This is a genomic window from Arthrobacter sp. SlRoot2-15, from assembly GCF_059739345.1.
In genome coordinates this window covers 498,930-517,589 of sequence record NZ_AP046058.1, presented here as the reverse complement: position 1 = coordinate 517,589, position 18,660 = coordinate 498,930, and the positions used below count along the sequence as shown (strand labels likewise).

The window sequence follows — 18,660 nt, the reverse complement described above, 5'->3', positions numbered from 1 at the left end:
CCGGCAGGGCCGGACAGGGCAGCCAGGGTCTGCAGGGAGCGTGGGTGCTCAGAACAGCGTGGGCTGCGCGGCACCGGCATGGGCCGCCGGTGCGTTGCCCGCGAAAGCCCGCTGCGCCGCCGGGTCGGGAATGCTGCCGGCCGGGTACTGGGCCTCCTCTTCCCTGGGATCGTCGTCGAGGTCGCGGTGGCTGAACCCCGAGGAGCCCAGGAAGCCATGCCGGGACTTGAAGTAGCGGATCCGGCCGGCCAGCCAGGCCCGGTACTCCTTCGAGGCGTAGGATCCGCTGCCGTACAACCGGCGGTACTTGCCGGCGAGCTGCGGGTGCTCCTTGGCGATCCACTGCATGAACCATTCCCGGGTACCGGGCTTGAGGTAGAGCGCCCCGGCGGTGACGCCGGTGGCGCCGGCGGCGGCAAGCGAGCCGAAGAGGGAATCCAGCGCTTCGTCGGAGTCGGAGAGCCAGGGCAGGATGGGCATCGCCATCACACCGCAGGGAAGCCCCGCCTCACGCAGCCGGGAGACCAGTTTGAGCCGCGCCCGCGGTCCGGGAGTCCCCGGTTCGACCGCCTCGGAGAGCCGCTCGTCGGTCATCGCCAGCGAGATCCCCACGCCCACGGGAACCTGGGCGGCCGCGTGCTTGAGCAGCGGGATGTCGCGGGCCAACAGCGTGCCCTTGGTGAGGATGGACAGGGGAGTGCCGGAGTCTGCGAGGGCGCCGATAATGCCGGGCATCAGCTGGTACCGGCCCTCGGCGCGCTGGTACGGGTCCGTGTTGGTGCCAAGGGCGACATGGTGCCGCTGCCAGGACGGCTTGGCGAGTTCCTTGCGCAGGACCTCGGCCGCGTTGATCTTGACCACCACCTGGCTGTCGAAGTCCAGGCCGGCGTCGAAGTCGAGGTAGGTGTGGGTCTTGCGGGCGAAGCAGTAAACACAGGCGTGACTGCAGCCCCGGTACGGGTTTACGGTCCATTCGAACGGCATCCGGGAACCGGCGGCCACCTTGTTGAGCACCGATTTGGCAGTGACCTCATGGAAAGTGACCCCGGCAAACTCAGGGGTGGAGACGGAGCGTACCAATCCGGCCAGCGGCAGCAGCGCGGGAGCGGTCGGGCCCGCGCCGGAGGCGGAATCCCCGGACAGCTGCCCACCGCCTGTGGCGTCAGTTTCACCGGGTGGCCTGAGTGCCTGCGCGTCCCATCTCATGGCTACATTCGAATATATGTTCGATCTTAAGTCAAGGACGTTGGGCTTGATGACCAACGCGGCGTTGCTAGGCTGGGCCCATGATTCTCCTGACCGGGTTCGAACCGTTTGGCGGCGAAGCCACCAACCCGTCCTGGACCGCGGCGCGCGAGGCGGCGGCCCTGCTACGGGCCGAGGGACACGAGGTCGCCGCGGTAGAGCTGCCCTGCGTCTTCGGGGACGCCATCGCCGTCCTGCAGGCCGCCCTCGCGGAGCACCGGCCTGCGCTGGTGGTCTGCGCGGGCCAGGCCGGAGGCAGGGCCCGCATCTCGCTGGAGCGGGTCGCGATCAACTGTGACGACGCGCGGATCCCGGACAACGCGGGCAACGCCCCCGTCGACGAGCCGGTGGTACCCGGCGGCCCGGCGGGCTACTTCAGCACCCTGCCGGTGAAGGCGGCACTGGAGGCGCTGGGCACCGCCGGCATTCCGGCGGAGGTCTCCCAGACAGCCGGCACCTACGTCTGCAACCACGTCTTCTACGGCCTGATGCACGCCCTGCGGCTCACCCCCGGCACCCGGGGCGGCTTTGTGCACGTCCCGTTTGGACCCGACCAGGTTCCGCCGGGGAGCGGCCTGGCCTCGCTGCCGCTGGAGCAGATGACGGAGGCGCTCGCCGTTGTCGTCCGGACCGCGCTGGCGACGACAGCGGACCTCAAGCTCGCCGCCGGCGCCACGCACTAGCGCCACCCACCAGCGCCGTAACCGGTCAGTCCAGCAGTTCCCAGACGACGCCGACGGCCGCGGTGACGCCGGCCGCGCCCGCCTCGACGGTCAGCGGCTCGGACGCCACGGCTCGCTGCATTGCGGCGAGCGGGAGCGGCGGAGCGGTGCCCGGCTGCTGGGTCACCGAGAGGGCCTTGCCCAGCCGCGCGCCGGCCAGTGCGGCAAAATGTTCCGCTGCCGCCCGGGCGTTGTGCCACGCGGCCTCCCGGGCGCGGGCTTCGACCGCGGCGGGGTCCGCGAAGCCGAGTTCGAGTCCGTTGAGGCGCGCGTCGTCCCCGGCGGCCCCGACCGCGGCCGCAATCAGCCCGGAGGACGCCGCCAGGTCGCGAAGCCGGACGGTGAGCATGCTGGAGGCCAGGTAGCCGGAGACGATTTGGCCCCGTCCCTCCTGCCAGCTGACCTCGGCCCGGACGTTCAGCCCGGTGGTGGTGATGTCCGGATTCCCGACGCCGTGCTCCCGGAGCACGGCCGTGATCGCGGACGAGGCGCGGGCGGCGTCCCGGTACGCCGCGTCCACGCCCGGTCGCCGGCATTCGACGCCGAGCGAGAGCGTCAGCAGGTCCGGCGCAGCCTCTGCGGTGCCGGTGCCGGTGACCGAAATGGATCTGGGAGTTTCCGTCATGTGATGCCTCGTTCCGTTCGGGGGTCGGAAGTGGCCGGCGGGTAGCCGCCGGCCTGGAGCCCGGCGTGGCGCTCAAAGAAATTGGCGGACCCGGGGTTGCCGGTCCGGAGCAGGGACCAGGCCGCCGCCAGGAAGTACAGCGGCAGGAACGGCACCCCGAGGCACCAGGCGTACTGGGTGGCGTGCCGCTCTTCGTGCCCCAGCAGTACCGGGTTGGCCATGGCCTCCTCCGGCCCGGCACGGAAGAGCACCACGTTGCCCACGGTGAACGCCGCCGCGAACGGCAGACGCCAGCCGTAGCCGGTGGCCAGGAGCAGGCCGCGGGGGCCGCGGCGGAGCCTGGTCCGGGCGCAGGCCGCCAGCAACAGCCCCAGCGGGGTCGTCGCATTCACCACGTTGGCGAGCTGCCGCAGCCGCTGTCCGGGAGTCATGAGGCCATGCTAGCGGGGCACCCGCTGACGGGATACGCCAGCGGGATACGACGCCGGGCGGGAGGCGGGACCGCCGGGACCGCCGGCGCCGCCGTCACGTTCGGGCACTTGAGTGGCTTCAACTAGACTGAGGGGGAGCGCCCGCCGGAGCGATTTTGGCGAGCCCTGCCCTTTGCCAACGCGCTGGCACCTGCTCCTGTTGAAGGCCTGCGTGCGTTGGCATAAACCGACTCGTAGCTAAGAACAGTAGATGACTGAAACTTTGCCGGGCGCAGCCGTCCCGAACCCTCTGGATGAAGCCGCCATCACCGCCGCCGTAGACCAGGCCGTCGCCGCCATTGCCGCGGCCTCGACGCTCGATGAACTCAAGACCGTGCGGCTCGCCCACACCGGGGAGAAATCCGCGCTGAGCCTCGCCAACCGGGAAATCGGCGGGCTGCCCAAGGACCAGAAGGCCGCAGCCGGCAAGCTGATGGGCGCCTCCCGCGGACGCGTCAACAAGGCGCTCGCGGACCGCACCGCCGAGCTCGAGGCTGAGAACGACGCCCGCATCCTGGTCGAGGAGACGGTGGACGTCACCGCCGCCCCGCGCCGCCGTCGTGCCGGTGCCCGCCACCCGCTCTCCACGCTGCAGGACCGCGTCGCGGACATCTTTGTCGGCATGGGCTGGGAAATCGCCGAGGGTCCCGAGGTCGAGTCCGAGTGGTTCAACTTCGATGCGCTGAACTTCAAGCCGGACCACCCCGCCCGCGAAATGCAGGACACCTTCTTCGTGGAGCCGCCCGAGGCGCACCTGCTGATGCGCACCCACACCTCCCCGGTACAGGTCCGCTCCATGCTCGAACGCGAAGTCCCGATCTACGTGCTGTGCCCGGGCAAGGTCTTCCGCACCGACGAACTCGACGCCACGCACACCCCGGTGTTCCACCAGTTCGAGGGCCTGGCCATCGACAAGAAGCTGAGCATGGCGGACCTGCGCGGCACCCTGGAGCACTTCGCGCGCCAGATGTTCGGCGACGAGGCCCAGATCCGGCTGCGCCCCAACTACTTCCCGTTCACCGAGCCGTCCGCGGAGCTGGACATCTGGCACCCGGGCGCCAAGGGCGGCCCGCGCTGGATCGAGTGGGGCGGCTGCGGCATGGTCAACCCCAACGTGCTCCGCGCAGCCGGCATCGATCCGGACGTTTATTCAGGTTTTGCCTTCGGCATGGGCATCGAGCGCACCCTCATGTTCCGCAATGAGGTCGGCGACATGCGCGACATGATCGAAGGCGATGTACGTTTCAGCGAGCACTTCGGGATGGAGATCTAAACAGTGCGTATCCCACTTTCCTGGCTGCGTGAATTTGCAGCCGTACCGGCCGGAGCGAGCGCCGAAGACGTGATGGCGGACCTCGTCAAGGTCGGCTTTGAAGAAGAAGCGGTCCACCGCCCCACCGACGCCCTGCAGGGCCCCGTGGTGGTGGGCCAGGTCCTGAGCATCGTCAAGGAACCGCAGACCAACGGCAAGACCATCAACTGGTGCCAGGTCCGGGTGGTCCCGGAAGGACAGCAGCAGACCCTGACGGGGGAGGGCATCGACCCGTCCGGCGTCCAGGGCATCATCTGTGGCGCCCACAACTTCGTGGAAGGCGACAAGGTGGTGGTCACCCTTCCCGGCGCCGTGCTGCCCGGCGACTTCCGCATTTCCGCCCGCAAGACCTACGGCCACCTCTCGGCCGGCATGATCGCCTCCGTCCGGGAACTCGGCATCGGCGAGGACCACGACGGCATCCTGGTGCTCTCGCGGATCGGGCTGGACCCGGAAATCGGCACCGACGCCATGGAACTGCTGGGCCTCTACGACCAGGCCGCCGAAATCAACGTCACCCCGGACCGCGGCTACGCGTTCTCGATCCGCGGCGTGGCCCGGGAGTACGCCCACGCCACCGGCACGCCCTTCACCGACCCGGCGTCCAAGGTCCAGGCTCCCTCGGAGCTGAGCGGCGGCTACGGCGTGAAGCTCAACGACGACGCCCCGATCTACGGCAAGCCCGGCTGCGACCGCTTTGTGGTCCGCACCGTCCGCGGCGTCGACGCCACGAAGCCGACCCCGCCGTGGATGGTCTCGCGCCTGAGGCTGGCCGGCATTCGGTCGATCTCGCTGCCGGTGGACATCTCCAACTACGTCATGCTGGAGCTCGGCCAGCCCACCCACTGCTACGACCTGGACACGCTGTCCGGCGACATTGTGGTCCGGCGGGCGGTGGCCGGGGAAAAGATCACCACCCTGGATGCGAAAGAACGCACGCTCGACGCCGAGGACCTCCTCATCACCGACGGTTCCGGCGCGATCGGCATCGCCGGTGTGATGGGCGGCGCCGCCACCGAGGTGTCCGACGCCACCACCAACGTCCTGGTCGAGGCCGCGCACTTCGACGAGGTCTCGATCGCACGCTCCCGCCGCCGCCACAAACTCCCGTCCGAGGCCTCCAAGCGCTTCGAACGCGGCGTCGACTGGCACATCGCCCCCGTGGCCGCCCAGCGGGTCGTTGACCTCCTGGTCGAGCTCGCCGGCGGAACCGCCGTGGCCGAGGGGACCGACGTCGGCACCGCACCGGACGCCGTCGCCGTCGAACTGCCCGCGGCCTTCGCCGCGGAGCGGATCGGCATAGACTTCACCGAGGACCAGATCCTGACCTCGCTGCAGGACCTCGGCGCCGTCGTCGAAAAGACCGGCACCGGCTACGCCGTCACGGCCCCGAGCTGGCGCACCGACCTGGAAACCAAGGAGGACCTCTCCGAGGAGATCGCCCGCCTGGTCGGCTACGACAACATTCCCGCCACCCTGCCGGTGGCGCCCCCGGGCCGCGGACTTACCCGCGTCCAGCAGCAGCGCCGCCGGCTCGTCCAAGCCCTGGCGGACGCCGGCCTCACCGAGGTGCTGGCCTACCCGTTCGTCTCCAAGGCCGCCAACGACACCTTCGGGACCCCCGAGGCCGGCGCGGAGCGCAAAGCGCTCAAGCTGGCCAACCCCATCAGCGAAGAGCACGGCTACCTGCGGACTTCCATCCTGCCGGGCCTGATCGAGGTCGCCAAGCGCAACCACTCCCGCGGCTTCCGCGACCTCGCGCTGTTCGAGTCCGGGCTGGTTTTCCTGCCCGGGGACACGCTGGGCACGGCCGCCATCCCGCCGCTGGGCGCCAAGCCCGCCGATGAGGTGCTGGACGGCCTGTACGACGGCGTCCCGGACCAGCCGCTGTACCTCGCCGCGGTGCTGACCGGTCACGATTCGCCTGCCGCACCGGCGCATGCGCCCCGTGCCTGGGACTGGGCTGACGCGCTGGACATCGCGCGGCTTACCGGCGACGTCCTCGGCGTCGAGATCATCATCAGCCAGGGCCAGCACCAGGCTTTCCACCCGGGACGGGCCGCGCAGTTGACGCTCCGCAACGGTGAGGTCCTGGGCTACGCCGGTGAACTGCACCCGAAACTGCTCGCGGCGCACGACATGCCGGCCCGCTCGGTGGCGCTGGAACTGAACGCCGATGCACTGTTCGAAGCCGCCGCCGACGTGATCGTCGCCCGGCACATCTCCACCTACCCGGTGGCCACCCAGGACGTTGCCCTCGTGGTGGCGGCAGAGGTTGCCGCGGACGAGGTGCTGGCCGCCCTGCGCGAGGGCGCAGGGGATTTGCTCGAGGACGTCGCACTGTTCGACGTCTATGCCGGCAAGGGCATCGAAGAGGGCAAGAAGTCGCTGGCCTTCAACCTGCGCTTCCGCGCGGATGACCGGACGCTGACCGCGGACGAGGCCTCGGCGGCCCGGGACAGCGCGGTGGCGGCCGCGCACGAGCGGTTCGGCGCGGTCCAGCGCTAACGCCCGGGCGATAAACACAGGAGGGCGGGACATTTGTCGCAGCTGATGGTGCGGTCGGTCCCGCCCTTCCGCGTCCCCGGGGCAGCTGAGGTCCCCGGCGCCGCGCGGACCGTGGAGGCGGCGGCCTCCGGCGATGAGCCGCTGGAGGACTTCGCCCGCACGCTTTTGGACGACGTCGAACTCGGCCGCGCCACGGGCATGGAACCCCGCCCGCGGGAGGCCTTCCTGGCCGGCCGGCTGGCGCTGCGGCGCTTCGCGGCGGAACTGCTCGGTGTGCCGGCGGCGGACCTCACGGCGGCCTACGACTGTCCGGAGTGCGGGCCCGGAAGTGCGCACGGCCGGCCCGGCTACGCGCTGCGCGGTGAACCGGTGCCGTTGCTGCTGAGCCTCTCGCGGAGCGCGGGATGGATCCTGATGGCTGCGGTCGCGGATCCTTCACCGGGGCTCCGGCTGGGCGTCGACGTGCAGGACCCGGAGGGCACGGATTTTGCCGGCTTCGACGCACTGGTGCTTGGCGCTGCGGAACAAGCGAGCCTGCGCGGATTGGCCGCCGCCGAGCTCCTGGCCGGCCGCGCCCGGCTCTGGGCCCGGAAGGAGGCCTGGCTCAAAGTGTGCGGCACCGGGCTGCGGACCGCGCCGGACACGGTGGAGGCTCTGGAGCACCCCGGCATCAGGGACTTGCCGCCCGCTGAATCCGGGCTGCCCGCGCACTTTGCTGCCGCCGTCGCCCTGGCCTGCGTTCCGAAGGGGGACTGACGGTGCTTCCGCGGCTCAGTCGGCGGGCAGCGGCGGCAGCGCCGCCTCGTAAAGCCAGGGGTGGAGCACTGCCTCGGCGTCGATCCCGGTGACCCGGTGCGCGGCCAGGATGAAGTCCTCCGTAGTGACCGAGCCGTGCCGGTGATTTCCGGTCCAGTCGTGCAGGAGCGCGAAGAACGCGAGGTCGCCGCACTTGAGCCGGATCGCGTGTAGGGCGAGGGCGCCGCGTTTGTAGACGCGGTCATCGAACATCAGCTCCGGCCCCGGGTCACCGACCAGCAGGTCCTGGGCCCCGCCATTGAGCCTCCGCCAGGCCGCCTTCGCCCGGTCGGTCACGGTCATGATGCCCGCCTCCTCGGACCAGATCCACTCGGCGTAGCAGGCGAAGCCCTCGTGCAGCCAGATGTCCTTCCAAGAGGCCGCCGTCAGCGAGTTCCCGAACCACTGGTGTGAGAGCTCGTGGGCGATCAGCCGCTGCGATTCCCAGTGCTGCTCCAGGTGGTTGCTGCCGAAAATGGACAGCGACTGGGCCTCCAGCGGGATTTCCAGGGCGTCTTCGGTCACCACGACGGTGTAGCCGGCGAACGGGTACGGCCCGAAGCAGCTGGTGAAGGTGCGCATCATCTCGGGCTGGCGGGCGAGTCCGGTGCGGGCCTGGGCGGACAGTTCCGCCGGCACGGCGGCGAGCTGGGCGACGTCGCCGGCGGCCCGGTCCGGGTTGAGGGGGAGTAATGCGTAGCGGCCGATCTGGACCGTGGCGAGGTAGCTCGCCATCGGTTCGGACTGCTCGTAGACCCAGGTTTCGCGGCTGGACCGGGCCTGGTGGGAGACCAGCACCCCGTTGCAGACGGCGCGGTAGTTAGCGTCGGTGGTCACCGCGATCCGGTAGCTGGCCTTGTCCCGCGGGTGGTCGTTGCAGGGGAACCAGGACGCCGCGCCGTTGGGCTGGCCGGCGACCAGGACGCCGTCGCTGAGCTCCTCCCAGCCGACTTCGCCCCAGAGCCCGCGGCGCGGGGCGGGATTGCCGTCGTAGCGGATGTCCAGGGTGAATTCGTCGCCGGGCAGCAGCGCCGGGTCCGGCACCACCACAAGGCGTTCGGCCCGCTGGGTGAACTTGCGCACCTTCCGGCCCGGCATCAGCACCTTGGTGGCCCGGAGTCCCGTCAGGTCCAGGACAATAGCGGAGCTCTGGCGCCGCGCAACGGCGTGCAGCGTCGCCCGGCCGGCGAGGTGGTTGCTGTTGATCCGGTAGTCGAGCTCCAGCTCGTAGCGGGTCACCCGGTAGACCTCGGTGCCGTGGCCGGGCATGTACGGGTCGGGGGCGTCGACGGGCAGTTCGGGAGGTAGTTCGGCGGGAAATTCCTCGGCGGCTGAAGCGGTTGGACTCATTAAAAGGCCTTCAGTGGTTGCGGTGGGCGTGGTGCTCTCGGCATGGCCATCACGGGCGGGGCTACTTGGGCTTGGGGGCCGGGACGTCCGGGCCGCCCCACGGGCTGACCGGATTCCCCATCCAGTAGGTGGCGGCCGGCACGGTTTCCCCCCTCATCACGAGGGATGCCGGTCCGACTGTGCCCCCGGTGCCGATCCGGGCGCGCGGCAGGATGACCCCGTGCGGGCCCAGCGTGGCCCCGTCGTCGAGCGTAACAGTGTCGATGCTCATGACCCGGTCGTGGAACAGGTGGGTCTGGACCACACAGCCGCGGTTGACCGTAGCGCTCCGGCCCAGGGTGACAAGGTCGGCCTCGGGGAGCCAGTAGCTTTCACACCACGTTCCGGCCCCGATCTTGGCGCCGAGCGCACGCAGCCACCACACCAGCGCCGGGGTGCCGGACGCGGCCCGCGCGAACCAGGGGGCGCTGACCATCTCGATGAAGGTGTCCACCACCTCGTTCCGCCAGATGAACGAGCTCCACAGCGGGTGCTCGCCGGCGCGGATGCGCCCCACCAGCAGCCACTTGGCGACGACGGCGCTGCCCGCGGCGGCCGCGCCGGCCAGCAGCACCACCACGCCGCCCAGGACCGCCGCCACGCCGTAATTGAAAGTGCCGGCCAGCCAGTCCAGGGCCACCAGCACCCCCGCGGCCACGGCGACCGTGAGCACCACCGGGACAAAACGGCACAGCTCCCACAGGGCCCGGGCCAGCTTGAGCCGCGCCGGCGGCTGGAAGGTGCGGGTGTCGTCAGAGGCGATGGCGGTCCGTCGCAGCCGCACCGGCGGGCTGCCCAGCCAGGAGGTGCCGGACTTCGCCTTGGCAGGGGTCGCGGAGAGCACCGCCACGAGGGAGTTTTTGGGAACGTTCCGTCCCGCGGCCGTCATCCCGGAATTGCCAAGGAAGGAGCGTTTGCCCACCTTGGCCGGCGCAATCCGCATCCAGCCGCCGCCGAGCTCGTAGGACGCGATCAACGTGTCATCGGCCAGGAAGGCGCCCTCGCCCACGGTCGTCATTTTCGGGATCAGCAGCACGGTGGACGCCTCCACGTTACGGCCGATCCGGGCGCCGAGCAGCCGCAGCCAGACCGGGGTGAACAGGCTGGCGTAGACCGGGAAGAGCAGGTCGCGGGCCAGGTCAAGGACCCGTTCCGTCGCCCAGACCTGCCAGCCGATCCGGCTGCGCACCCGGTAGTAGCCGGCGCGCAGGCCGATCCCGAGGAGCCGGGTGGTGGCGAGGACCAGCACCAGGTTGGTGCCGAACCACGCCAGGGCGGCCAGCGGGAACGAGAGGGCCAGTTGCGGCAGCGCCGCGGCCAGCGAGTCCCGGCCCTGGATGAAGCCGAACATGACCAGTGCGGCCGCCGCGGCGGACAAGTAGGGGATCAGGGCCAGCACGGCCGAGGCTGAGGCGAAGCCGGCGAACCAGAGCCGGCCGATCAGGCGGTGCTCCGGCGGGCTGTCCGGCCAGCCTTGTTTGGCCTTGCCCCGGCGTTCCGCCGGGGACCCGGCCACCAGGTGGCCGGCCTTGACCCGGCCGAGGACGGCGGAGCCTGGTTCCACCTGCGCCCCGGCACCGATGCTCGCGCCGGGCATGAGGGTGCTGCGGGCCCCGACGACGGCCCCGGCGCCGATCCGGATCGCGCCGATGTGGACGGAGTCGCCGTCGATCCACCAGCCGGAGAGGTCGACCTCGGGCTCGACGTTGCAGCCGGTGCCCAGCGATAGCATTCCCGTGACGGGCGGCAGTGAGTGGAGCTGGACGTTGTTGCCGATGGTGGCGCCGAGGGCCCGGGCGTAGTACGGCACCCACGGCGCGCTGGCCAGGCTGATGGCGCCGGCCAGGTCCTGGATCTGCTCGGCCAGCCACAGGCGTAGATGGACCTTGCCCGAGCGGGGGTAGCTTCCCGGGGCGACGTTGCGCAGCAGCAGCCGGGCCGCGGCGACCGAGATTGCCATCCGCCCCGCGGGGCTCACGAATACCAGCCAGGATGCGGCCACCCACCACCAGGACAGCGTCGGCGCCGCGGTGAAACCGGCCAGGGACGCCAGCAGGTTGTTGGCCGCCATCAGGTAGGTCAGCCAGCGCATGCCGACGAGGATATGCAGCGGAACACCCAGCAGCGTCTGCGCCCACTGGGCGCGGCGGGAGGTGGGCCGCACGGATCGCTCGCCGGCGGCGACGGCCCCGCCCTCCGGCAGGGACTGGCGGGCCGCGTCAATCAAGGCACCGACCCGGGGTGTGGCATAGATGTCCGCCACCGTGATGGTCGGGTAGCGGACCCGCAGCGCCGAGACGAGCTGGGCCGCTGCCAGGGACCCACCGCCGAAGGCAAAGAAGTCGGCGTCCAGGTCCGCGACGGTCCCGCCCAGCACGGCGCTCCACTGCTCAACGATCCAACGGGCGTCGTCGGGCAGGTTCAACGGCGCCGCCGCGGCGTCGGCAGCGCCCGCGCCGGCCAGCGGCCACGGCAGGGCGTGCCGGTCCACCTTGCCGCTGGTCTTGGTCGGCAGGGCGTCCACCACGGTGAGCAACGGAATCAGCGGCGCGGGCAGGCTGGAGGCGAGCAGTTCCCTCGCGGCCGCCAGATCCAGCTCCCGGCCGTCTGCCAGTGACAGATAACCGACCAGCACCTGGTTACCGGCCGCCGTCGTGCGCACCGCCGCGGCCGCGCCTGCGACGTCGGGGAGCGCCTGGAGTGCGGCGTCGATCTCGCCGAGTTCGATCCGGCGGCCGCCGAGTTTGACCTGTTCGTCGGCGCGGCCCATGAAGAGCAGGCCCGCCCGCTCGTAGCGGACCAGGTCGCCGGAGCGGTAGGCGCGGGACCAGCCCAGGGCCGGTAGCGGCGCGTACTTTTCCGCGTCCTTGGCCGGATCGAGGTAGCGGGCCAGCCCGACGCCGCCGATGATCAGTTCCCCAATCCCGCCCTCGGGGACAGGCACCCCGTCGGAGCCGATGACGGCGAGGTCCCAGCCGTCCAGCGGGAGCCCGATCCGGACCGGTCCCGGCCCGCCCAGGGGCGCGGCGCAGGCGACGACGGTGGCCTCTGTGGGCCCGTAGGTGTTCCAGACCTCGCGGCCGTCCACGGCGAGGCGTTCGGCGAGTTCGGGCGGGCACGCCTCGCCGCCGAAGATCAGCAGCCGGACGCTCTCCAGCGACTCGACCGGCCACAGCGCCGCGAGGGTGGGCACGGTGGAGACCACCGTGATGCCGTGGTTGATGAGCCAGGGCCCCAGGTCCATGCCGGTCCGGACCAGGGCGCGCGGCGCCGGAACCAGGCAGGCCCCGTGCCGCCACGCGAGCCACATTTCCTCGCAGGAGGCGTCGAAGGCCACCGAGAGCCCGGCCAGCACCCGGTCCTGGGGCCCCACCGGCTCGGCCTGCAGGAAGATCCGCGCCTCGGCGTCGACGAACGCGGCCGCGGAACTGTGCCGCACCGCGACGCCCTTGGGCGTGCCGGTGGATCCGGAGGTGAAGATCACCCAGGCGTCGTCGTCGGGGACTGGCTGCCTGGCGGCCGGGAACGGGCGGGGACGGCCGGTGTCCGCGACGATCGTGCCGCCGGCGCGCAGGATGCCGGAGACCCGGGCCTCGCCGAACACCAGTTTCGCCCGCTCGTCGGGGTCGTCCGCGTCCACCGGAACGTAGGCGGCGCCCACGAACATGACGGCCAGGATCGAGATATAGAGCTCGTTGGTGCCCGAGGGGATCCGGACGCCGATCTTGTCCCCGGCGCCGAGGCCGGCCAGGTGCAGCTTCCGTGCGGCGGCCCGGACCTCGTCCATCAGCTGGGCGTAGCTGAGGGAACGGTGGCCGTCGTCGAGGGCCGAGGCGTCCGGGAAGCGGCTGGCGGTGTCCTGCAGGACATCGATCAGGGTCCGTTCCGGCGGCGCCGCGGAGGCGCCCGGCAGTTGCGCCTGGTAGGCGGGGCGCGCCGGGGGAGTGTCGCCGGCCGGCGTTTGCTGCTCATTCACAGCGTGATTCTCCTCGGGACAGGTGAACGGGAGAATTCGGTGTCACTCCCGTGCGTGTTTAGGGGACCAGGATGACCTTGCCGGTGGTGCGCCGCTGCTCCAGGTCGGTGTGGGCCGCGGCGGCGTCGGCGAGGTCGTAGCGGGCGCCGATCCGGACCTTGAGGCTGCCGTCCGCCACGGCGGCGAAAAGTTCGTCGGAGCGCCAGCGGCGCTCCTGCGCGTCCTGGAGGAAGTGCGTGATGGTCGGCCGGGTCAGGTACAGCGAGCCGCCGGCGTTGAGCCGCTGCGGGTCGAACGGCGGCACCGGACCGGACGCCGCGCCGAAGAGCACGAGGGTGCCGCGGATCCGTAGGGCGGCCAGGGAGCCGTCGAAGGTGTCCTTCCCGACGCCGTCGTAGACCACGTGCGCGCCGGCGCCGCCGGTCAGTTCCCGCACCTTCGCGGCGAATCCTTCGTAACGCAGCACGTGGTCGGCGCCGGCCTCGCGGGCCAGCGCTTCCTTCTCGTCGGTGGAGACCGTGGTGATGACGTGCGCGCCCCTGGCCTTGAGTAGCTGGATCAGCAGCAGCCCGACGCCGCCCGCGCCGGCGTGCAGCAGCACGGTGTGGCCGGCTTCGACCTTGAAGGAGGAGTTGATCAGGTAGTGCGCCGTGATGCCCTGCAGGGGGAGGGCGGCCGCGGTGAAGTCGTCGACGCCGTGCGGCACCGGCAGCGCCTTGTCCGCGTCCACGAGGGCGTACCCGGCGTAGCAGTTGACGCCCTCGGCCGTCGCCACCCGGTCCCCGGCGGAGAAGCCGGTCACGCCGTCGCCGGTTTCCTCCACGGTTCCCGAGGCTTCGGAACCCGGGGTGAAGGGGTACTGCACCTTGTACACGCCGCTGCGCTTGTAGGTGTCAATGAAGTTCACGCCGACGGCGGCGACCTTGATCAGGAGCTGGCCGGGGCCCGGAACGGGACGGTCGACTTCTGCCAGTTCGAGGACCTCGGGTCCGCCGGACTGCCGGGCCACAATTGCGTGCGTCATGTGTCTCCTTTTGAAGTGCGGCGCTCTGGTTCATCGGCGCCCTGAGACCATCCTAGGGACCCGGGCGCGCCGGGCGAAGCATGCCCGGCAGGAGGCTAGTAACGGCGGGTAACGGTGGCCATTGGGCACTCGAAGTGCCGGCCGGCGGCGAGGCCGACGTCGTTGAGGTAGCGCACGATGATGCCGTAGGACTGCAGCAGGGTGGTTTCGGTGTACGGGACCTGGTGCGTGGCGCAGAACTCGCGGACGATCACGGCGGCCTTGTCCAGCTGCGGGCGCGCCATGTCCGGGAAGAGGTGGTGCTCGGCCTGGCGGTTGAGACCGCCGAGCAGGATGTCCATAAAGCGGCCGCCGGAGATGTTCCGGGAGGTCAGGACCTGGCGGCTGAAGAAGTCCACCCGGCTGTCCGCGGGCAGCACCGGCATGCCCTTGTGGTTCGGGGCGAAGGAGGCGCCCATGTAGAAGCCGAAGACGGCCAACTGCACGCCGATGAACGCGAACGCCATGCCCAGCGGCAGGAACGTGAAGGCGAGGACCGGCAGCAGGCTCAGGCGGGCCGCCAGAATGGGGAGCTCCACCCAGCGGTGTGTGACCTTGGCGCGGCGGACGATGAACCTGATCGAGTCGATCTGCAGGCCCAGGCCCACCAGGAACAGCAGCGGGAAGAAGAACCAGCCCTGTTTGCGGGTCAGGAAGGAGAACCGGCCCTGCCGGGTGGCCGCTGCTTCCGGGAAGAAAGCGATCGCGCCGGTGGCGATGTCCGGGTCCTTGGAAATGACGTTCGGGTGGTTGTGGTGCGCGCCGTGCTTCTGCTCCCACCAGGAGTAGCTGATCGCGGCCACGGAGGTGGCGAGTAGCCGCGCGGCCCAGTCGTTGGCGCGGCGCGAGGCGAAGATCTGCCGGTGGCCGGCCTCGTGGGCCAGGAAGCTCAGCTGGGTGCAGAGGATGCCCAAGGCCGCGGCGATGAGCAGCTGGAACCAGCTGTCACCAATCAGCGCGAAGCCGAACCAGGTGGCGGTCATCAGCAGGACCAAAACGGAGAACACCGTGAGGTAGAACCCGGTGCGGCGTTCCAGCAGGCCTTCGGCCTTGACGCGCTTGAGCAGCTCCGAGTAGCTCAGGACGACGGCGTTCGGCTGACGGACCCTGGGCTGCGGGCGCGCCGGAGAGTCGGCGGAAAGTGTGGTGGAGGGGGTCATGGAACGCATGCCTCGTAACTGTTACGGGCAACGTTGCAGCTGGCATTTGCAGCGGCACGGTCTGGATCACCCTCTGCCCAGCATACGCGGGCCAGCTGGGAACGGACCGGGTGCCGGGCACACCGGACCGCATGCATAAATATCGGGCTCTATGCATAGTCTTGCTGTATACTCGTGGCTATGACTATTTCTGTTGCCGTCTCCGGTGCAAGCGGCTACGCAGGCGGCGAGGTCCTGCGGCTCCTGGCCGGTCATCCCGACGTCACCATCGGCGCCATCACCGCGCACAGCAACGCCGGTTCCAGACTAGGGGAATTGCAGCCGCATCTCCACGGTTTGGCAGGCCGGATCCTCGAGGACACCACCGTGGAGAACCTCGCCGGGCACGATGTCGTATTTCTCGCTCTGCCGCACGGCGCGTCCGCGGCGATCGCCGCCCAGCTGCCGGCCGGCACGGTCGTGATCGACGCCGGCGCGGACCACCGGCTGGAGGACCCGGCGGCGTGGGAGCAGTTCTACGGCTCGCCGCACGCCGGCACCTGGCCCTACGGCCTGCCCGAACTCCCGGGCCAGCGCGAGGCCCTGCGCGGCGCCAAACGGATCGCCGTGCCCGGCTGCTACCCGACGTCGGCCCTGCTGGCCCTCACCCCCGGCTTCAGCAACCACCTGCTCCAGGGCGACGACGTCGTGATCGTTGCCGCGTCCGGCACCTCCGGGGCCGGCAAGGCCGCGAAGGTGAACCTGATCGGCGCCGAAGTGATGGGCTCGATGAGCCCCTACGGCGTCGGCGGCGGGCACCGGCACACCCCGGAGATCGAGCAGGGACTCTCCAAGGCGCTGAATGCTCCGGTCACCGTCTCCTTTACCCCCACGCTGGCCCCGATGAGCCGAGGCATCCTCACCACCGCCACCGCGAAGGTGCGGCCGGGCGTGACGGCCGAGGAACTGCGCCGCGCCTGGGCCGAGGCCTACGACGAGGAGCCGTTCGTCCACCTGCTGCCGGAAAGCCAGTGGCCCTCCACCAAGTCCGTGCAGGGCTCCAACCACGCCGTGATGCAACTGGCGCTCGACGCCCGCGCCGGCCGCGTGATCGTCACCTGCGCCATCGACAACCTCACCAAGGGGACTGCCGGCGGCGCCGTGCAGTCCATGAACATTGCCCTCGGCCTGGCGGAAACCGCCGGCCTCGAACTGCAGGGAGTCGCACCGTGAGCATCACCGCCCCCCAGGGATTCCGGGCCGCCGGCGTCAAGGCCGGCCTCAAGGCCTCCGGAAACCCGGACCTGGCCCTCGTGGTCAACGACGGCCCCAACAAGGCCGCCGCCGCTGTCTTCACCTCCAACCGGGTGGCCGCGGCTCCCGTGCACTGGTCCCGCGAGGTCATCAAGGACGGCCGCGTGGACGCCGTCATCCTCAACTCCGGCGGCGCCAATGCCTGCACCGGACCGCAGGGGTTCCAGAACACGCACACCACCGCGGAAAAGACCGCCGAAGTACTCGGCGCCTCGGCGACCGACATCTTCGTCTGCTCCACCGGCCTGATCGGCGAGCAGTTGCCGATGGACAAGCTGGTCCCGGCGATCACCGTCGCCGCCGGGGAACTGAGCGCCGACGGCGGCCCGGCAGCCGCCACCGCGATCATGACCACCGACTCGGTCTCCAAGCAGGCCGTGTTCACCGGCACCGACGCCGAGGGCCGCGAATTCACCATCGGCGGCATGGCCAAGGGCGCCGGCATGCTCGCCCCCGGCCTGGCCACGATGCTGGTGGTGCTCACCACGGACGCGGACGCCCAGCCCGAACTGCTCGACGTCGTCCTCCGCGACGCCACCCGCGTCACCTTCGACCGGGCCGACTCGGACGGCTGCATGTCCACCAACGACACCGTGGTGTTGCTCGCCTCCGGTGCCTCCGGCGCGGCCCCCTCCGCCGCCGACTTCGGCAAGGGCCTCACCCAGGTCTGCGCCGAACTGGCCCGCAAGCTGATCGGCGACGCCGAGGGCGCCAGCCACGACATCGCCATCCGCACCTTCAACGCCGCCAGCGAAAAGGACGCCGAGGTGGTCAGCCGGGCCGTGGCCCGCTCCAACCTCTTCAAGACGGCCATCTTCGGCAAGGACCCCAACTGGGGCCGGGTGCTCTCCGCCGTCGGCACCACCGACGCGGCCTTCGAACCGGACCAGCTCAATGTGTCGATGAACGGCGTGCAGATCTGCCGCAACGGCAGCATCGGCGACGACCGGAACCTCGTTGACCTCGAACCGCGCGAAGTCCTCGTCGAGATCGACCTGCAGGCCGGGACCGCCGAGGCGACCATCTGGACCAACGACCTCACGCACGACTACGTCCACGAAAACAGCGCCTACTCCAGCTAGGCAGTTCCCGGAGGGACACCCACCATGAGCACCCAGACCCGCGAGACGACCTCGATGTCCGACGCGCAGGGCAAGGCCGGCACCCTGATCGAGGCGCTGCCCTGGATCCAGCGCTTCGCCGGCACCACAATGGTGATCAAGTACGGCGGCAACGCCATGGTCAACGACGAACTGCGCCGCGCCTTCGCCGAGGACGTCGTCTTCCTGCACCACGTGGGGATCCACCCGGTGGTGGTCCACGGCGGCGGCCCGCAGATCAACGCCATGCTCGGCCGGCTCGGCATCGAATCCGAGTTCAAGGGCGGCCTGCGCGTCACCACTCCCGAGGCCATGGACGTGGTCCGCATGGTCCTCACCGGCCAGGTGGGCCGCGAACTCGTGGGCCTGATCAACTCGCACGGCCCCTACGCCGTCGGCATGTCCGGCGAGGACGGCGGGCTGCTGCGCGCAGTGCGCACCGGCACCGTCGTCGACGGCGAAGAGGTGGACCTCGGCCTCGTCGGCGAAGTCGTCGGCGTGAACCCGGAAGGCATCCTGGACATCATCGCGGCCGGCCGGATCCCGGTGATCTCCACCGTCGCGCCGGAAATCCACGACGACGGCTCCACCACCGGCCAGGTGCTCAACGTCAACGCGGACACGGCCGCGGCCGCCGTCGCGTCCGCCCTGGGCGCCTCCAAACTGGTCATCCTGACCGACGTCGAAGGCCTCTACGCCAACTGGCCGGACCGCTCCTCGCTGATCTCCTCGCTCACGGCCTCGGAACTGCGCGAGATGCTGCCGCGCCTGGAGTCCGGCATGATCCCGAAGATGGCGGCCTGCCTGAAAGCCGTCGACGACGGCGTCGAACGCGCGCACATCGTGGACGGCCGGCTGCCGCACTCGATGCTGCTGGAAACCTTTACGACCGCCGGCATCGGCACGCAGGTCGTCCCGGACGAGGAAGTGAACGCACAGTGAGCAGCACCGAACTTAACCATTCCGCTTCGGAGGCCCCCATCGCCGGCTCGGCCCCCACAG

At 70.5% G+C, this 18,660-nt stretch carries 14 protein-coding genes; 7 read left to right on the top strand and 7 right to left on the bottom strand.

Annotation, left to right across the window (positions count from 1 at the left end; genetic code table 11):
- Positions 1–48: 48 nt before the first annotated feature.
- A complete protein-coding gene (locus AC6I9V_RS02370; protein ID WP_497898191.1) occupies positions 49–1,206 on the bottom strand; it encodes an Rv2578c family radical SAM protein in 1,158 nt (385 codons plus the stop codon).
- A gap of 80 nt (positions 1,207–1,286) precedes the next feature.
- On the opposite strand from AC6I9V_RS02370, the gene pcp reads away from it, so the two are divergent.
- The gene (gene pcp, locus AC6I9V_RS02365) at positions 1,287–1,928 is read left to right on the top strand and encodes a pyroglutamyl-peptidase I (protein WP_497898190.1); all 642 of its coding nucleotides are present in this window, start codon (positions 1,287–1,289) and stop codon (positions 1,926–1,928) included.
- Positions 1,929–1,953: 25 nt separating this feature from the next.
- Here the strand turns inward: pcp and AC6I9V_RS02360 are convergent, their stop codons facing one another.
- Both AC6I9V_RS02360 and AC6I9V_RS02355 read right to left on the bottom strand, forming a co-directional pair.
- A complete protein-coding gene (locus tag AC6I9V_RS02360) occupies positions 1,954–2,592 on the bottom strand; it encodes an SIMPL domain-containing protein (protein WP_497898189.1) in 639 nt (212 codons plus the stop codon).
- Positions 2,589–3,023 (bottom strand): hypothetical protein, encoded by a 435-nt coding sequence (locus AC6I9V_RS02355; protein ID WP_497898188.1) that lies wholly within the window; start codon positions 3,021–3,023, stop codon positions 2,589–2,591. The genes AC6I9V_RS02360 and AC6I9V_RS02355 overlap by 4 nt, the downstream gene beginning before the upstream one ends.
- Positions 3,024–3,273: 250 nt before the next feature.
- On the opposite strand from AC6I9V_RS02355, the gene pheS reads away from it, so the two are divergent.
- The 3 genes from pheS to AC6I9V_RS02340 are packed head-to-tail and all read left to right on the top strand — an operon-like array spanning position 3,274 to position 7,638.
- Positions 3,274–4,335 (top strand): phenylalanine--tRNA ligase subunit alpha, encoded by a 1,062-nt coding sequence (gene pheS / locus AC6I9V_RS02350; protein WP_349413850.1) that lies wholly within the window; start codon positions 3,274–3,276, stop codon positions 4,333–4,335.
- 3 nt (positions 4,336–4,338) lie between these two features.
- Positions 4,339–6,882: a phenylalanine--tRNA ligase subunit beta gene (gene pheT, locus AC6I9V_RS02345; RefSeq protein WP_497898187.1), complete on the top strand. Its 2,544-nt coding sequence runs from the start codon at positions 4,339–4,341 to the stop codon at positions 6,880–6,882.
- Between the two features lie 33 nt (positions 6,883–6,915).
- Positions 6,916–7,638 (top strand): 4'-phosphopantetheinyl transferase family protein, encoded by a 723-nt coding sequence (locus AC6I9V_RS02340; RefSeq protein ID WP_497898186.1) that lies wholly within the window; start codon positions 6,916–6,918, stop codon positions 7,636–7,638.
- A 15-nt stretch (positions 7,639–7,653) separates the two neighbouring features.
- Here AC6I9V_RS02340 and AC6I9V_RS02335 read toward each other — a convergent pair whose 3' ends face one another.
- The 4 genes from AC6I9V_RS02335 to AC6I9V_RS02320 form a co-directional block, all read right to left on the bottom strand.
- Positions 7,654–8,946, bottom strand: coding sequence for a M1 family metallopeptidase (locus tag AC6I9V_RS02335; protein ID WP_497900237.1), 1,293 nt, complete (start codon positions 8,944–8,946; stop codon positions 7,654–7,656).
- Between the two features lie 142 nt (positions 8,947–9,088).
- Positions 9,089–13,042, bottom strand: a complete 3,954-nt coding sequence (locus tag AC6I9V_RS02330; protein WP_497898185.1) for a Pls/PosA family non-ribosomal peptide synthetase — start codon at positions 13,040–13,042, stop codon at positions 9,089–9,091.
- A 58-nt stretch (positions 13,043–13,100) separates the two neighbouring features.
- Positions 13,101–14,066: a quinone oxidoreductase family protein gene (locus AC6I9V_RS02325; protein ID WP_497898184.1), complete on the bottom strand. Its 966-nt coding sequence runs from the start codon at positions 14,064–14,066 to the stop codon at positions 13,101–13,103.
- A gap of 95 nt (positions 14,067–14,161) precedes the next feature.
- The gene (locus tag AC6I9V_RS02320) at positions 14,162–15,265 is read right to left on the bottom strand and encodes a fatty acid desaturase family protein (RefSeq protein WP_497900236.1); all 1,104 of its coding nucleotides are present in this window, start codon (positions 15,263–15,265) and stop codon (positions 14,162–14,164) included.
- Between the two features lie 180 nt (positions 15,266–15,445).
- Here AC6I9V_RS02320 and argC point away from each other — a divergent pair, with 180 nt between their 5' ends.
- Genes argC through argB form a run of 3 tightly spaced genes read left to right on the top strand, consistent with a single transcriptional unit; the run spans position 15,446 to position 18,600 of the window.
- Positions 15,446–16,477 carry an N-acetyl-gamma-glutamyl-phosphate reductase gene (gene argC, locus AC6I9V_RS02315; protein WP_497898183.1) on the top strand — a complete coding sequence of 344 codons (1,032 nt, stop codon included), beginning with the start codon at positions 15,446–15,448 and terminating at the stop codon, positions 16,475–16,477.
- Entirely contained in the window at positions 16,474–17,640 is a 1,167-nt protein-coding gene (gene argJ, locus AC6I9V_RS02310) for a bifunctional glutamate N-acetyltransferase/amino-acid acetyltransferase ArgJ (RefSeq protein ID WP_497898182.1), read from the top strand. The genes argC and argJ overlap by 4 nt, the downstream gene beginning before the upstream one ends.
- A 24-nt stretch (positions 17,641–17,664) precedes the next feature.
- Positions 17,665–18,600, top strand: coding sequence for an acetylglutamate kinase (gene argB, locus AC6I9V_RS02305; protein WP_497898181.1), 936 nt, complete (start codon positions 17,665–17,667; stop codon positions 18,598–18,600).
- Positions 18,601–18,660: the final 60 nt, after the last annotated feature.

What these genes read in the sequence shown, in the direction of transcription:
- AC6I9V_RS02370 (WP_497898191.1), bottom strand. Translation starts at nt 1,206, where the DNA reads ATGAGATGGGACGCGCAGGCACTCAGGCCACCCGGTGAAACTGACGCC.
- pcp (WP_497898190.1), top strand. Translation starts at nt 1,287, where the DNA reads ATGATTCTCCTGACCGGGTTCGAACCGTTTGGCGGCGAAGCCACCAAC.
- AC6I9V_RS02360 (WP_497898189.1), bottom strand. Translation starts at nt 2,592, where the DNA reads ATGACGGAAACTCCCAGATCCATTTCGGTCACCGGCACCGGCACCGCA.
- AC6I9V_RS02355 (WP_497898188.1), bottom strand. Translation starts at nt 3,023, where the DNA reads ATGACTCCCGGACAGCGGCTGCGGCAGCTCGCCAACGTGGTGAATGCG.
- pheS (WP_349413850.1), top strand. Translation starts at nt 3,274, where the DNA reads ATGACTGAAACTTTGCCGGGCGCAGCCGTCCCGAACCCTCTGGATGAA.
- AC6I9V_RS02335 (WP_497900237.1), bottom strand. Translation starts at nt 8,946, where the DNA reads ATGCCCGGCCACGGCACCGAGGTCTACCGGGTGACCCGCTACGAGCTG.
- AC6I9V_RS02325 (WP_497898184.1), bottom strand. Translation starts at nt 14,066, where the DNA reads ATGACGCACGCAATTGTGGCCCGGCAGTCCGGCGGACCCGAGGTCCTC.
- AC6I9V_RS02320 (WP_497900236.1), bottom strand. Translation starts at nt 15,265, where the DNA reads ATGACCCCCTCCACCACACTTTCCGCCGACTCTCCGGCGCGCCCGCAG.
- argC (WP_497898183.1), top strand. Translation starts at nt 15,446, where the DNA reads ATGACTATTTCTGTTGCCGTCTCCGGTGCAAGCGGCTACGCAGGCGGC.
- argB (WP_497898181.1), top strand. Translation starts at nt 17,665, where the DNA reads ATGAGCACCCAGACCCGCGAGACGACCTCGATGTCCGACGCGCAGGGC.